The organism is Nocardia sp. NBC_00403 (assembly GCF_036046055.1).
Lineage (GTDB): Bacteria > Actinomycetota > Actinomycetes > Mycobacteriales > Mycobacteriaceae > Nocardia.
The window spans coordinates 4,049,377-4,062,907 of record NZ_CP107939.1; the positions used below are offsets into that span (position 1 = coordinate 4,049,377).

Sequence of the window (13,531 nt, forward strand, 5' to 3'; positions counted from 1 at the left end):
CGGAGGTTTCGTCCGGCTCCTGCGGTCTCCAGTCGCCACAGTCTTTGCACTCGGGATCACCGCAGTAATGGCCGTCTTCGCTGGTCTCGTATGGCTCCCAGTGGCCGCACTCGTAGCAATGCATGATCTATCCCCACCTATCGGAAGGCTCGATCCACATCGGCACACCGCAGCAGGGGCCGGTAGTGCGCTCGGTCATGCCGCCCAGCCCCAATCGGTATCGGTGTCCTCGTCCAGGCCGTTATCCCAGCCAGGGACCTCGCCGGTCTCCACCAGCAGGTGAACCGCGACCGTCACCGAGTCCAGGCCGGAGCGCTCGAGGTGGCAGCGACGCACCGAACGGATGTGGACAGCGGCGTCGATGTCTTCGCGGTCGAAACCGTCGATGTCGTGAATACGGCGAATGGTCATGACTGGACCTCGATTTCGAGAACACCGCACACCGTGCAGGCGCGGGATTGGGAAGCGGAACCGCGCAGCAGCCTTTTCACGGCCTGGCGGGGATCGGGAAACTGGTGCCCGTGCTCTTGGCAGCGAGCTGCGGCCAGGCACCCATCACAGGCGATCTTGTCGCCGTCGTAGAGCCAGCCGACACCGGCGGAGCGAGCGTTGAGGTAGCCGACAGCCTGGTTGACGGTGTCGAAGCAGATGCCTTCGCTGCCGTTCTCGGAGTAGATGTCTCCGCAGGTGTCGCAGTAGATGACCACGTGAGCCTCGATCACGAATCCGGTTTTCATGCCGCCACCGGTCCCTGGTCCTCGTCGCCGAGGTCATCAGGATCGAACCCGGTGTAATCCTCGGCAGGACCGGCAATTGCAGGAGCCGGAGAGTAGGCATCGACAACGCGGTCGATGTCGTCGTCAGAGACGTAGAACGCACGCACCCGGACGAACTCCGTTGTGCCGTCCTCACCGACGTAGCCGACACCTGGGGTGTGTTCGTTGATCTCGTCGCAACGCGCACCGCGGTTACGCGAACCTTGGCCGTGCACCATGGTCGTTTGGGTCGGCTCATCCAGGCGCAAGCCGATCCGGACCGGGAAGAGCTGCCGGTTGGGCATCGTCTCTTTCGACGGGTCCTGCAACGCCGCGACCACCGACACAGCGGCCGCACGACCTTGCGACAGCAGAAGCCCGGTCAGGCGCCGGAACTCTTGCTGCTCTTCACGCTCGGCATAGGACGACAGGGACGCGGCTTCGTCGATGATGATCAGAATCAACGGCTCATCGACGCTGGGAACGAGCTTGCGAATACCAGCGGCACGCATCCGGGCCAGGCGTTCGCCCATCACTTCGACGGCTTCGCGCAGCATCGCAAGGATGGTGGCGGTATCAGTGGCGAACCGGGTGAACAGCCGACCCTCGCCGCCACCGAACTCCACACCGCCCTTCGGATCCGCCAGCCAAACGTCCACCAGGCCGTCACGGATCGCGGGACCGAGGGCAGCGATGATCGACCACAGCACCGAGCCCTTGCCTGAACCGGTGGCACCGGCGAGCAGGATGTGCGCGTAGAGCACCCGCAGCCGCCACGTGTCGTAGTGCTCGGTGACCCCAACCGGGACCGCCTCCAGGTCCACACCGTTGTGAACCATCTCCGGCGCCGTTGCCGGGGCAGCAAGAGTGTCGAACACTCGCACCTGGAGACGGACCCAGCTCGGTTCAGGTGACGAGACCGTCACCTTAGGTACACCGAGATAGGTGGCGAACTGGTTCAATGTTTGATCGTTGCTCCAATCGGTCAGCGACTGACCACCGAGCATTAGTACGTCGACGTCGAGGCCGAACGCGCTGAAGTCGCAGCTCTCCACAAACGGAAACCCACCCTCGACCGAACCCAGGCCCAATGCCGAGAACATGACGCAGGTCTGTGTCGGATCGGCAAAGATCAAGACAGCGGTCCGCAGTTCGACCGGAGCTTCCGCAGCGATCTCTTGCGCAGTGGCAGGGCGTGTACCCGCGCCGAGGTGACGCAGCCACACCATGCCACCCGCAGCAGCGATCGTGCCGCCGGTGACGAACAGGCTTGTGATAGTGGACATCACGCCACCTCCCGCAGCGGCGCAAACGCCAGAGCCACCGAGTGTTCAGCGAGCACGTTCGGCAGCACATGTGAGAGCGCGCGAGCATCGGCGACGCTGAGGCGCACCTCGACGCCGTCCACGAGGAACGAAACTCCAGCAGCGGACTCGACAGGCTGGAAGCGTGGCGCTGGAACATATTTAACGTTGCGCAGGCCATCGGCAACGGGGCCGTAAACGGACATGTCAGTTACCCCCAACAGGGACAGCGATCGGAAGCATCTGCTGCACCGGTCGCACGGAACGAATAGGACGAACAGGCTCCACCGGCATCGGTCGAACCTCGGGAACAACGGGCTCAGGCATCGGATCGGGCACAGGCACCGGGATGGGTGCCGACTCTTCGATGAGGGGTTGCTCGGTGACCGGCTCCACCTCAGGGACCGATTCGGGAATCGAATTGCGTTGTGCTGCACGGAAGAGCAGCGCCAAGCCGTGAGTGTCGGCCAGCAGGGAAATCGGAGCGATAGCCGCGACCAGCGCCGAGGCCCACCCCGGCAGTGGGTTACCGGCAGCGACCGCGTGCAGGGAATTCCCGGCGACCGATACCGCCGAGCCGATGACCAGGACCGCCACGAAGAACCGACGTTCCGGGGCACCGGCACACACCAGCACCCCGAACGTCGCCAGCAAGATCGTGCCGTCCACGATCAACGGGAACAGCCACGCATCCCGAGCCGGGATATGCGCCAGCTTGGCCAGATCTTGCAAGGTGGTGAAGCTCAGACGAAATGCTGCCGCCCCAACACCGATGATGATGACAGCGGCGGACCAGCGCGCAAGACGCATCCCCGCCGACTGATCCGCCGCACTCATCACGCCGCCTTCGAGCCGGACGAGCGACCCGCACCCGAATCGGACGGGGCCTGGTTCGAGCCGCTGTTGTCGCCCTTTATCCCGGTCGCGCGGATGTTCCAACCAATGCTCTTGAACTCGCCCGAACCCGCGATCTTCGGCTTGACCTGCAAACCCTCCAGCTCGATCGGGCGCATGCCACGCGCGATCTCCGGAGCCGCCGGAACCGGCTGGACATCCGAGACGAACACCAGATCGAAACTGGCCTGCTTCGCGTTCGCCGCCGCCGGGTCGGTGACTGTGCCCTTCCACAGCCGCTTACGCGTGCCGTTGCCCTCGTTGTCGATATCGATCTTCTGAACCTTGGGCGCGTTGCGATCGGTGCTGAACTCCGTCACCGCCTGGATCTCACCCAGCAGGAACAAGCCCATAGGGAACGCCTCGTGAAACTCGGGCGTGAACCACACATTCTTCAAAGCCATCGCTGTCAGCTCCTTGTGTCTTATGCCATGTCGGTGGATTGAAATCCCTTGCTGACCAGTACTTTCCAGGAATCGGCGGGACACATAGACCGCATACATGGACATCTAGGGACGTCTCATCTATGCTAAAGACGTCCCTACTCGTCCCTTGGAGATGAAATGGCGAACGAGCGACTTCGTGAAGCGCTGCTCCGAAACGGCGTGAACGTCGATCACGTTGCCGACGCGACTGGCGTCGACCAGAAGACCGTCGAGCGGTGGATCACTAAAGGCCGTGTTCCGTACCCCCGGCACCGACATACAGTCGCTTCCATGGTCAAGGAGACCGAGAACTACCTATGGCCGGATGCTGTTGCCCCGGAACGACGTTCGGCGATCGCCGAATCTGAGGTCGTGAAGGTCTTTCCCCACCGGAGTTCCGTACCCGCCGACCTCTGGGGCAGGCTTCTCGACAGCGCAAACGATCGAATCGAGATCCTCGTTCTCGCGGGACTCTTCCTTGCCGAGGACCCGTCGTTCACTCGAAAGATCAAGCAGAAGGCCGCGAACGGCACGTCGATTCGACTGCTGTTCGGCAACCCCGCAGCGGACGAGGCGACGAAGCGGAGCAGCGAGGAACGTCTTGCGGACGGCACCGTTTCGGCGCGTATCCGAAATGCCCTCTCCTTGATCACGCCGCTGGCCTCGATCGACGGCGTGGCACTCCGATACCACGACACCACGCTGTACAACTCCGTATTTCGGTTCGACGACGAGATGATCGTCAACATGCACGTTTACGGACAGCCAGGCGCGTACGCACCAGCGATGCATCTCCGCCGATTGGCGGGGGGCGACCTCTTCGAAACGTATGTGACCAGCTTCGAACAGGTTTGGGCAGGATCGAAGCCCTCAGACCTCCAAGCGAGCGTGGCATGAGGACCGACTACTTCAACGACCCCGAAGCCCCGGAGGCCAACAGCCTCAAAGTTGCGGTGAGCGCATTCGTCCAAGACGCCGACGGACGAATCCTCATGATTCACCGCACCGACAACGACAAGTACTCGATTCCCGGCGGAGGGATGGAGGTCGGGGAGACGGTCGCTGACGCGGTCGTGCGAGAAGTCGCCGAGGAAACCGGCATTCAGGTCCACCCCGTCGGAATCGTCGGGATCTTCTCGGACCCACGTCACGTCATTGCCTATGACGACGGCGAGGTCCGACAGGAATTCTCGATCTGCTTCGCCGCGGAACCGATCGGCGGGACACCTTCGACCAGTTCGGAGTCCAAGGCGGTGCAATGGGTCTCTCCCGAGGAGCTCGAGGAGCTCGATGTTCATCCGTCAATCAGGGAGAGAATCGAACACGGACTACGCCCGCCCGAAGAGCCCTATTTCACCTGAAGCCGTAACCGACCTTCAGTCAGGTCCGCAGCTTCGCGCAACGCTGGTTCAGCTTCCCGCACGGACCGCGTGACCACGTCGGTCTCTCCATATCGGCGATACACGTCCGCCAAACGTTCGGCCACGGTCACATCCGCACCGTCCGGTGTGGTGGTCATATCCGCCCACCAGAGCGCATCACGCAGCGGCGTCCGTTCGTCCACCCAATCGAAGGCAACTCCGCGGTTCCGTGCTTCCACGCAGGCGCACGAATGATTCGCGACGAGGGCACACAGCCGGTCAGAGGCGCCTATCTGCTGAAGGAACTCGGCACCGTCGACCGGATGGAACCCAGTCCGAACCAAGGCCGGCGCGTATCCCACGTCATGCAGCCAGCCCGCAGCAACCAATACGGCTGGATCGTCGACGACACTTCCCGCTAGTGCCGCACGTCGCGCTACACCTTCGACGTGCCGCAACCGACGCGGCAACATGTGCAGATACTCATGTGCGAGTTCCGCCGCCCAGCTAACGAGGTCTTGCGCCATCAGTCCAAGGTATCGGCTGCGCCAAAACGCACCGGTCGGCCGGGCCCGGAGCCCTTCATCTGGCCTCCGGCAAGCGGGTCTGATCGACAATCAGAGACAGTTCTCGACAGCCAAGATCATCCGCTAGACGTGGTGCATACGGGCTATGTCATGGCATAGCGTGCGCCGTACAACGTCAAGTATCCTTAGGCAGTCACGCGAGTGATGCTGGGCGGTGGGACGCCGATGGCAGTCGACGCCCCACCTGATGGGTTACCTAGCCCCTGAACCAGCGGACCAGCACGAGCGCCCCGGCGATCACGGCAGCAACTATCAGGATGATGCCGTAGTCGACCGGGGCCTTGCTCTTTGCCCGGCGATGTTTCGCCAAACCCACCACCTCCCTCCTGGGCGCGATGTCTGGACCATGTCCACCGCCCCTCGGAAAGAGGTGCCACCACACTACGGCAGCGTGCCGACCGGAATCGTTGAAACACAGTCGATTCCACACGGCAACGCCAGGACGCCATCACTTCGTTCCTGGCTTCGCTGCGTGGACCAGGGGTCGGCTTCTGACATGCAGCACGCACCAAGGTCGTTGCCGAATTTCGCCATACAGGATCAAGAGCGCCCCGGCGGCGCGATGCGCCGCCGACGCGCTACGACGCGCAGCGCGCTCCCTGAACGGCGGTCGCGCGGCGCGTCGGCGCGTCGGCGCCACATCGGGCCACCGGGGCGCATTCTGGTCCTGTTCGCGTGTTCTGGCATCCGCTTTGGCGACGTGGCAGAACGCGGACTACTCAACTCTGGCCGCTTTTTCGTTCACCGGGCAGTGCTGGGCACGACGCCAGCCGTCCCCGACTTGCTCTCCCGCAGCACGAGCACGAATCAACCAGTATCCGACCGGGGTGACTGGCTGTGGTCCCGACCCATCAACGACAGCAAGGAATCGGCCGGCGCCTTGTCGAGGTGGCTGCACGGGTTGCATAGATCCCTGCCTCCTCATGGCCCAATTGTCTGACCTCGCTCGGCCGAGTCAAGGGAAAGAGCGCCCTTGACACGCCCTCCCTCCGCTCAGGGACGGCCAGTATGAGGAAGCAGGGGAAGGGAAGTCCCCATCCATTCAACCGACCTTGCGAGCAGGACTACCGTCCGTATCAACTTCCCATCGCATGCCCGACTCGTCGGTGTACCGCACAGCGACGTAGTCGGCCGGAACATCTGGCCGATTCTTCGGGAACAGGGTCAGAACCTGGTCCGAGTTCAGCACGAGGACCGGTAGCAAATCGATGAGGTCGGACCGCGTCCTGTTCTTGCCCTCGTTCGCAGCTGGGTCAAAGACTCCGAACTGGCGCTGAAGCTCAAGGTCTGCGACCTCTTCACCCTGCTGAACGAATCGAACAATCTCGATATCGAAAAGGCGCGACCTGCGCCGATTTCGCACCGACACACCCGCCTTCGAGTCCCCCGGGGCGATACGAACCACAGATGCCAGCCGTCGAGCGTCGATCATGACCAGACCAGCTTCGCGAGCTAGGTCCGCCGCCTGCCGTTCTTGCTCTTCGGAACGCAGTCGGTCAGCGCGACGGCGATCAGACGTCGCGATCCAGAGCGCGATCCCAGCAGCAATCAAGCTGCCCAGACCTCCGACCCATTGGCCAACACCTGTGTACCAGTCCGCGCCCTGCCCATGGTCCTTCGCGAGCTTTGTACCAGCGGCGAGCGCCACCACTACCACGAGCACCACACTCGTTGACCAGAACCACACGCCCCGTGCGCGTATCCAAGTACCTGCGTCGCGCCGCACAGACCGCTCGCCCATCGTCCTCCCTTATTTGTCCCCGCTTAGCGGGTCAAACTGTAGGCGGAACGATCCGACTTGCACATGGGAACCGGCCGAGTCCACACCGCGGCCGCAGCAGGACCAACGCCCCAATCTCCGCCTGTAGCTATAAATCACCGGTTCGCCAGGCCGTCCACAGGCCGTCGCATGCCCGGAAGGGACGGAATACAGCGAGAAGTGCCGAGATGAATCAGCGCAGCCCACAGCCGGTTTCGACACCGAATGCCCATGCGGCCCGAAACCTGCTGCAAGATCCTCGACATCTTCGAGGCTAGGCACCGGGACGCGTGCTAGACACGAAGAATCGCCCTCAGCTCATCCGGCGTCAGCCATTGCTTTGGCCGATGAATCATCTGGTGACAGTTGGCGCACAGCAGGATCAGGTCGTCGAGTGTGTTTTCGACAGGGCCGCTGGTGTGCAACGGCACGACATGGTGGACGTGGACGTAGCCATCACCCACTCCGGGGTAGGTGACCTCGAAGTCGAAGCCGCACACCTCGCAGGCGATGCTGTTGCGCTCTTTCCTCGACTGCTCGATCTTGCGGCGCCGCAGCTTCGGGTCGCGCTCGTACACCCGAGTGATGCGCTGGAAGACCTTCCCTTCGATCGCGGCCGCGAACTCATCAGCGGATGTTGCGTCAATCTCAGGAGTTTCAGCGTGTTCGTCGTGGTCCAACACCAGATCGAGCTGCCCGTCCTGTCGAAGCATCTCGGCCAGAGCGCGCATCTTGTGGTTGTCCTTGGCGAACGCCTCGGCGACTTGCGCCGACAGCTTGCCGCCTCGAGTGCGCGTGCCGTCATGGTTCGGATGCGCGGTCCTCAAGTCTTCGAACTTGCGGTGCACGCTGTCTGTACTTCTGTACTCGGGAATGCTCGCCGCATACACCCATTGGGCACGGAGGAGCTTGAAAGTTCCTCGGTCCTCGGGTCCCTCTCCGGAATCGTCCGCCAGTCGTTTCGGTCGAGCAGATCGCAGGCCAGGATTTGTTCTTCGAGTTTCCAGTCCATCTTGCCGGTGACCTCGAAACCGAGCCGTTCGAGCCGCTCAGTCAGTGCAAGTCCGCCGGAGAAGTCCTTCGCGGTGTATCGCTCACCGGTTATCAAGCTGTAGGCGACACCGACAATCGCCTTCGAGTCGTAGGCGCGACCTTCGTACAGCAGGAAGTACTCCCGAGCCGGTTTGAATCCATGCTCCTCCAGAAACTTGGGCCGACTGACCTTGTCGCACTTCTCGATCGCTTGCAACACGAACGAACGGGTCAACGTCGATAGCTGCACTCTGCACCCCCACTTCAGAAGAACTGGAACAACCGCGCACCGTACTCGACTGGTACGACATGACTCGCCAACGGAACCCGCGGGCAGGGGAGTGGAGGCCAGTCCGCATCCGTTCTGCGAGCTAGGGGAGCGGGACCAGAACGGGACCACACGCTATGAACGATTCCAAACAACGTGCTGCTCCACGCGAGCTAGCAAACCACCGAAAACTACTGTCTACCTGCACCTTTTGGAACCCGACCGACCTGGGGGTCAAGTGGTCGCAGGTTCAAATCCTGTCATCCCGACAAGGTCAGAGGCGGTTTCCGCTCTCAGTGAGGCGTTATCAGGTATGTGAGCGTGCCAACACGCGGGAGCGGGCATTTCAACAAATCATCCGAACAGCGCAGCGCCCGCCGCGCGCAAGTCCTCGGGTTGTGCGTCGCTGTAGACGCCCAGCGATAACGCAGGGTCGTGGCCGTGCCAGGCCGCGACGATGTGGACCGGGATGCCCAACTTCAACATGAGCGACACGCTCGTGTTCCGCAGCCCCTTCAGTGGGATGCGGCGCAGCCCGGCCCGCTGCCTGAGCCGTTGGAACATATCCGAGTAGTACTCCGGCCGGATCGGCACTCCCGTCTCGTCGACCGCGATCAGCCGATCGTCGGTCCAGGGGGTGCCCAGTGCCGTGCACTCGGCCTGCTGGAGCGCCTTCAACTTGTCGAGCGCTTCCGCTAGATCGGCGGGTGGCGGTAGATCGCGGCGGCTGCGCCTGGACTTCGGCAAGTTCTCTTCGGTTTCCTTGCCGATGGCGACACGCCCCCGGCGTACCTTCAGTGCGGTTGCATCGAACCGCGTCCACCGGACACCGAGGACTTCGGATCGCCGCGCCCCGTAGCAGCTCAGCAGCCAACAGGCGTAGAGCCGTTCGTTGCGCACCGCTTCGCGGAACGTCTCGACTTCCTCTACCGTCCACGACTTTGCTTGTTCGTCGTCGTCATCTTCGTTGATGTCATCGGTGGGGCGTTCCACGAGTGCGATGACGTTGCGCGGTAGGGCGCCCTTGTCGACGTAGGACTGTATGACCATGCCGAAGGTGGTCAGCGTGGAACGAACCGTGACGGGCTTGACGCCGCTCGCTACCCGATGGGTCTGTGCGTTGATCGCCAGGACGTACACGGCGCGACGGGGTCGGGTGACGCGACCGGATCGGATGAGACCGGACAGGCAGGTGTGTATGTCGTTGTCCGGGAACGCCGTCTTGATACGTGCTGCCGAGATTCCTTCGGGGTGTTGACCGATCAGCTCAGCGACTTGCGACATGAGGCTGTCAGGCCGATAGTGTCGGGGATCGATACGCCCCTCGGTTAGCATCCACTCGACCAGTCCGTCACCGTCGGCCTTCGTGATCTGGCGAAGTTTCTTGCCGCCCATGCGCCTTCGTACCGGTTTCAGGTCGTTGCGGTAGCCCTGCAGTGTGATTCGCCGGATGCCGCGCCGACCGTTGAGCCATTGGTCGATCGCTTCGGTGACGGTGATGTCTAAAAGTTTGACGTATTTTCCGGCCGCGACTTCTGTTGTGATTCGGCGGTATTCGCGCCGGGCCTGAGCCTGGGTGTCGTAGGTGAACCGCTCGCGGTCTCGGCTGCCGTCCGGCTTTGTGCCGACATCGATCTGGAACCAGAAAGTCACCTTGCCGTTCTTAAAGGTGCGCTTGTTGATCGGTTCCGCACGTCTGGATCGCTTGCTGGCGGTCTCGCGGCTCGGTTGTGTGGTCAACGGTGAGTTCTCCTTCCGGTTGGGGCTGCGTTCTCTGCGGGTGGATCGGCGCGCAACAGGTTCCGCCTCCTGGCGACGGCGATTCGCGGTTACGCGTATTCGTGGGAATTGAGTTGCGGGGCGAAGGTGGCTTTCTTGTTCGACGGGCCGCCGGGCGTAGTAGTGCGAGGTTCCGCGATGTGTGCTTGGTCTGCACTGAGAACTGAGGTGCTTGAACGGCATCCAGCTGTCGAGAGTGGGCATGGCATCAAAGTCTCTGCCGTGCAGCTATTTTGATGAATCGACCTGCGGTCTTAGCGTTGGCATAAGTCGGCGGACAGGAGTGCCGAGCTGGAGATGCGTTGCGCCTACCTCAGGAAAGGCAGTCCAGCGGTCGATGAACGGCCGATTGTGGGTGTGGCGGGCAACACCGACGTGCTACAGAGTGTCGCCGCTACCCGGATCGGCACGCAGTTGGAGCACTTTTCGTACCCATCTCGACGGGATTCGCACTCGGCTGCCGACTCGAATCGCAGGCACCTCACCTGACTTCACCGCCGAGTAGACCGTAGACCTGCCGACGCCGAGGAGTCGGGCTGTGTCGGGGACCGAAACGGTGGGCTCGTTCAGCAGACGTTCCAGTGTGTCCTCGGCACGAGCCTTCATGCCGTCGGGTTCGTATTCGCTGGGGTCCGCGGTGACGTTCGCGAAGGGTGTGGGGTCGGATTGGCTCATCGGATGTGGCCAACTCGAGAATCTTGACGGCGACGGCCGGCTTGGTCCTGCAGGTCGCGGCGAGCGCTCGGCTGCGGTGGGCAGCACCGGGTGGTACCGGATCTGTGACTTCTGAAGATGATTGCCATGCCGGATTACCTCGATCGAGGCCAATCCGCAAGTTCTTCCCTACAGACCATGAAAGCTGATTTGTGCCGAGTTCGCCAGTCGTGCGAGTGTGGTTCAGTGGTTTGACAAGCCTGTCAGATACGGTGATTGGTGTTGTGCCCGAGCCGTCGAACGTGCACAAACCGAATGAAATTCGATGGTTCGCGTTAGATCTCGCCTGGTCAAGAAGTGCTCCCCGCGCATGCGGGGATGATCCGGTCCAGGCCTTCGCTTACGACCACCAGGCCGAGTGCTCCCCGCGTATGCGGGGATGATCCGTCCAGCCCTTCGGCGTCCTCCATCCACTCCAGGTGCTCCCCGCGTATGCGGGGATGATCCGCCGGAGAACTAGATTCGCCCCAAGATCGGCCCGTGCTCCCCGCGTATGCGGGGATGATCCGACGGCGCGGTGGTGCCCGCAGTGGTGGGACCAGTGCTCCCCGCGTATGCGGGGATGATCCGGCCATCAAGAAAGCGATCCTCGCCGCGGGCGAGTGCTCCCCGCGTATGCGGGGATGATCCGTGGTCGATCCGATGCTGCGGGCGGTCATGTTCGTGCTCCCCGCGTATGCGGGGATGATCCGATCCGCGAGGCGCTGGTGCAGTCGACAGTCGTGTGCTCCCCGCGTATGCGGGGATGATCCGCGGGACCGGGATCCGGACGCGCTTCGCGCCGTGTGCTCCCCGCGTATGCGGGGATGATCCGGGGTAGAACGATGGTAAGCAATCTCCAGCAGAGTGCTCCCCGCGTATGCGGGGGATGAGCCCGGTGCGACCACCCACCGCGTCACCGATCTGATGTGCTCCCCGCGCATGCGGGGATGAGCCCGGCACATCCTGTTTCAGGCCGCCATACATCGGGTGCTCTCCGCGCATGCGGGGATGAGCCCTTGCTGTCGGTTCTCACCCACGCCGAAGGGCTGTGCTCCCCGCGCATGCGGGGATGAGCCTAGGATCCTCATGCGGTCACCCCGCCGAGGTACGTGCTCCCCGCGCATGCGGGGATGAGCCCAGGACACCGGCGAACGGTGTGCCGCGCTTCTCGTGCTCCCCGCGCATGCGGGGATGAGCCCTTGCCCTGACCGAACCCATCATGAAAGAGGCAGTGCTCCCCGCGCGTGCGGGGATGAGCCGGGGGCATTGCGACACCGGAACAGTCGATCAGAGGCGTCTTGCATGTGTCCCATGACGGCGCATGGGCCGGATTCGTTGGGCCCTTCGGCTTGCCTCTATCAGCCTCTGATCTGAGTGCGATCGAGCGTGCCTAGAACGTGCCAAGACAGGCGGATGCAGAGCGGATCGGGCAGTACGAGCCGGACGCTGAAACGACTCTGACCTGGACGGGACTGCATCAGCCGGACACCCTGGGACGATTACCAGTTCCCTGGGGGTCAAGTGGTCGCAGGTTCAAATCCTGTCATCCCGACAAACAGAAAACCCCTTCCAACCAGCATCGGAAGGGGTTTTCTCATTCACCAACCACTCGCAGTTGGGGACCACGTGGGGACCGTAGGTGTTGTGAGAGCAGATTCCCGTCGTCGGTGAGCCCCTGCATATCGGGGTGGAGGTATCGCTGCGTTATCCGTGGGTCGGTGTGCCCGGCGATCTTCTGGAGCCGATGCAGCGGCACGCCCGCGTCCGCGAACCAGGTCAATCCGGTATGCCGTAGATCGTGCCGACGCAGATGTTCATAACCGAGTTTGGCCACCACGTCGTCCCAATGTGTGGCCCGCCGCAGTACACCGGTCGCGATCCTGCCGCCTCGTGGTCCGACGAAGAGCCGAGCATCCGGCCGATCATTGGCCGCCGCGATCCGCTCGAGCACCAGTGGTCGTAGCTCCTCGATGATCGGAATCCTGCGAGCTCGTTTACCTTTGGTGCCCTTGCCCTTCGCCGGGTAAGTGCAAGGGCAACGCACACCGCCGCGACACCCTCGGTCGGCGCAGACGGGCTGCGCGCCTGGACGCTCGAACGCGGATCCGGGCAGCGCGATCGAGATCGTTCGTAGAGCATCGCAATGGTCACCCGCCGGGGAGCATCAGATCCGGCTCGCCGCACTCGAAGCGCGATGCGCCGCCCGGCTCGGCCGTAGAGACGAGGCTCTGACCGCGGTCACCCGCGCCCTGGCAGCCGCCGAGGCCACACCCAACAGTGATGAGGTCGTGGCCTTCGGCGGGTCACTACAGTTCCCGACGCCGAAGTTGGCCCACTACCTGGGCACCACCATCGGCTCATCGGCGAGCCCGCCAATGCCGAACAGTGGGCACAGCAGGCGGGGGATGGCTACACCCGCGGCCCAGACAAGGACCGTTCCTATGGAGACGAAGCACTCGCCCGCGCCGACATCGCCATCGTTCGCATCACCAACCGAGCCGTCGAAGGCGCCCGCGAAATCCTTGCCCCAGTATTCGCGCTACCACCCAGACAACACATCCACCCGGTTGCCGAGGGCTTACGGGCCGTTGACAATTCGCTGCGAGCTACCGACGATGCCAAAGCCCTGATCGCCCGAACCCTGAGCGAGGAGATCGCCATGTTCACCACT

At 62.9% G+C, this 13,531-nt stretch carries 15 protein-coding genes and 2 CRISPR repeat arrays; of the genes, 2 read left to right on the forward strand and 13 right to left on the reverse strand.

Annotated elements, in window-relative coordinates; all coding sequences use genetic code 11:
- Nucleotides 1-195 precede the first annotated feature (195 nt).
- The 6 genes from OHQ90_RS17915 to OHQ90_RS17940 are packed head-to-tail and all read right to left on the reverse strand — an operon-like array spanning nt 196 to nt 3,462.
- Nucleotides 196-411, reverse strand: a complete 216-nt coding sequence (locus OHQ90_RS17915; protein ID WP_328411937.1) for a hypothetical protein — start codon at nt 409-411, stop codon at nt 196-198.
- A complete protein-coding gene (locus tag OHQ90_RS17920) occupies nt 408-737 on the reverse strand; it encodes a hypothetical protein (RefSeq protein WP_328411939.1) in 330 nt (109 codons plus the stop codon). The genes OHQ90_RS17915 and OHQ90_RS17920 overlap by 4 nt, the downstream gene beginning before the upstream one ends.
- The gene (locus OHQ90_RS17925; RefSeq protein ID WP_328411940.1) at nt 734-2,041 is read right to left on the reverse strand and encodes an FtsK/SpoIIIE domain-containing protein; all 1,308 of its coding nucleotides are present in this window, start codon (nt 2,039-2,041) and stop codon (nt 734-736) included. Before OHQ90_RS17925 ends, OHQ90_RS17920 begins: the two co-directional genes overlap by 4 nt.
- Nucleotides 2,041-2,265 carry a hypothetical protein gene (locus OHQ90_RS17930; protein ID WP_328411941.1) on the reverse strand — a complete coding sequence of 75 codons (225 nt, stop codon included), beginning with the start codon at nt 2,263-2,265 and terminating at the stop codon, nt 2,041-2,043. The genes OHQ90_RS17925 and OHQ90_RS17930 overlap by 1 nt, the downstream gene beginning before the upstream one ends.
- 1 nt (nt 2,266) lies before the next feature.
- On the reverse strand, nt 2,267-2,896 hold the full coding sequence (locus OHQ90_RS17935; protein ID WP_328411942.1) for a DUF2637 domain-containing protein: 630 nt from the start codon (nt 2,894-2,896) through the stop codon (nt 2,267-2,269).
- A complete protein-coding gene (locus tag OHQ90_RS17940; RefSeq protein WP_328411943.1) occupies nt 2,896-3,462 on the reverse strand; it encodes a hypothetical protein in 567 nt (188 codons plus the stop codon). Before OHQ90_RS17940 ends, OHQ90_RS17935 begins: the two co-directional genes overlap by 1 nt.
- Nucleotides 3,463-3,669: 207 nt before the next feature.
- Between OHQ90_RS17940 and OHQ90_RS17945 the strand changes: the two genes are divergently transcribed.
- Both OHQ90_RS17945 and OHQ90_RS17950 read left to right on the forward strand, forming a co-directional pair.
- Nucleotides 3,670-4,275 (forward strand): DUF5919 domain-containing protein, encoded by a 606-nt coding sequence (locus OHQ90_RS17945; protein ID WP_328411945.1) that lies wholly within the window; start codon nt 3,670-3,672, stop codon nt 4,273-4,275.
- Nucleotides 4,272-4,739 (forward strand): NUDIX hydrolase, encoded by a 468-nt coding sequence (locus tag OHQ90_RS17950; protein ID WP_328411947.1) that lies wholly within the window; start codon nt 4,272-4,274, stop codon nt 4,737-4,739. Before OHQ90_RS17945 ends, OHQ90_RS17950 begins: the two co-directional genes overlap by 4 nt.
- Here OHQ90_RS17950 and OHQ90_RS17955 read toward each other — a convergent pair.
- The 7 genes from OHQ90_RS17955 to OHQ90_RS17985 form a co-directional block, all read right to left on the reverse strand.
- Entirely contained in the window at nt 4,727-5,266 is a 540-nt protein-coding gene (locus OHQ90_RS17955; RefSeq protein ID WP_328411949.1) for an HD domain-containing protein, read from the reverse strand. The two genes, OHQ90_RS17950 and OHQ90_RS17955, sit on opposite strands and share 13 nt — an antisense overlap.
- Nucleotides 5,267-6,368: 1,102 nt before the next feature.
- Nucleotides 6,369-6,992 (reverse strand): hypothetical protein, encoded by a 624-nt coding sequence (locus tag OHQ90_RS17960; protein WP_328411951.1) that lies wholly within the window; start codon nt 6,990-6,992, stop codon nt 6,369-6,371.
- A gap of 386 nt (nt 6,993-7,378) precedes the next feature.
- A complete protein-coding gene (locus OHQ90_RS17965; RefSeq protein ID WP_328411953.1) occupies nt 7,379-7,933 on the reverse strand; it encodes an HNH endonuclease in 555 nt (184 codons plus the stop codon).
- Nucleotides 7,909-8,337, reverse strand: a complete 429-nt coding sequence (locus OHQ90_RS17970; protein WP_328411955.1) for a hypothetical protein — start codon at nt 8,335-8,337, stop codon at nt 7,909-7,911. The genes OHQ90_RS17965 and OHQ90_RS17970 overlap by 25 nt, the downstream gene beginning before the upstream one ends.
- A 402-nt stretch (nt 8,338-8,739) precedes the next feature.
- The gene (locus tag OHQ90_RS17975) at nt 8,740-10,125 is read right to left on the reverse strand and encodes a site-specific integrase (protein WP_328411957.1); all 1,386 of its coding nucleotides are present in this window, start codon (nt 10,123-10,125) and stop codon (nt 8,740-8,742) included.
- Between the two features lie 417 nt (nt 10,126-10,542).
- Nucleotides 10,543-10,839 carry a helix-turn-helix domain-containing protein gene (locus OHQ90_RS17980; RefSeq protein WP_328411959.1) on the reverse strand — a complete coding sequence of 99 codons (297 nt, stop codon included), beginning with the start codon at nt 10,837-10,839 and terminating at the stop codon, nt 10,543-10,545.
- A 336-nt stretch (nt 10,840-11,175) separates the two neighbouring features.
- Nucleotides 11,176-11,693: direct repeats of the CRISPR family, unit length 29 nt; unit sequence GTGCTCCCCGCGTATGCGGGGATGATCCG.
- 93 nt (nt 11,694-11,786) lie between these two features.
- Nucleotides 11,787-12,120: a CRISPR direct-repeat array (repeat unit 29 nt).
- A gap of 334 nt (nt 12,121-12,454) precedes the next feature.
- Nucleotides 12,455-12,904 carry a tyrosine-type recombinase/integrase gene (locus OHQ90_RS17985; protein WP_328411961.1) on the reverse strand — a complete coding sequence of 150 codons (450 nt, stop codon included), beginning with the start codon at nt 12,902-12,904 and terminating at the stop codon, nt 12,455-12,457.
- Between the last annotated feature and the right edge of the window lie 627 nt (nt 12,905-13,531).

What these genes read in the sequence shown, in the direction of transcription:
- OHQ90_RS17915 (WP_328411937.1), bottom strand. Translation starts at nt 411, where the DNA reads ATGACCATTCGCCGTATTCACGACATCGACGGTTTCGACCGCGAAGAC.
- OHQ90_RS17920 (WP_328411939.1), bottom strand. Translation starts at nt 737, where the DNA reads ATGAAAACCGGATTCGTGATCGAGGCTCACGTGGTCATCTACTGCGAC.
- OHQ90_RS17925 (WP_328411940.1), bottom strand. Translation starts at nt 2,041, where the DNA reads ATGTCCACTATCACAAGCCTGTTCGTCACCGGCGGCACGATCGCTGCT.
- OHQ90_RS17930 (WP_328411941.1), bottom strand. Translation starts at nt 2,265, where the DNA reads ATGTCCGTTTACGGCCCCGTTGCCGATGGCCTGCGCAACGTTAAATAT.
- OHQ90_RS17935 (WP_328411942.1), bottom strand. Translation starts at nt 2,896, where the DNA reads ATGAGTGCGGCGGATCAGTCGGCGGGGATGCGTCTTGCGCGCTGGTCC.
- OHQ90_RS17940 (WP_328411943.1), bottom strand. Translation starts at nt 3,462, where the DNA reads ATGTCCATGTATGCGGTCTATGTGTCCCGCCGATTCCTGGAAAGTACT.
- OHQ90_RS17945 (WP_328411945.1), top strand. Translation starts at nt 3,670, where the DNA reads ATGGTCAAGGAGACCGAGAACTACCTATGGCCGGATGCTGTTGCCCCG.
- OHQ90_RS17950 (WP_328411947.1), top strand. Translation starts at nt 4,272, where the DNA reads ATGAGGACCGACTACTTCAACGACCCCGAAGCCCCGGAGGCCAACAGC.
- OHQ90_RS17955 (WP_328411949.1), bottom strand. Translation starts at nt 5,266, where the DNA reads ATGGCGCAAGACCTCGTTAGCTGGGCGGCGGAACTCGCACATGAGTAT.
- OHQ90_RS17980 (WP_328411959.1), bottom strand. Translation starts at nt 10,839, where the DNA reads ATGAGCCAATCCGACCCCACACCCTTCGCGAACGTCACCGCGGACCCC.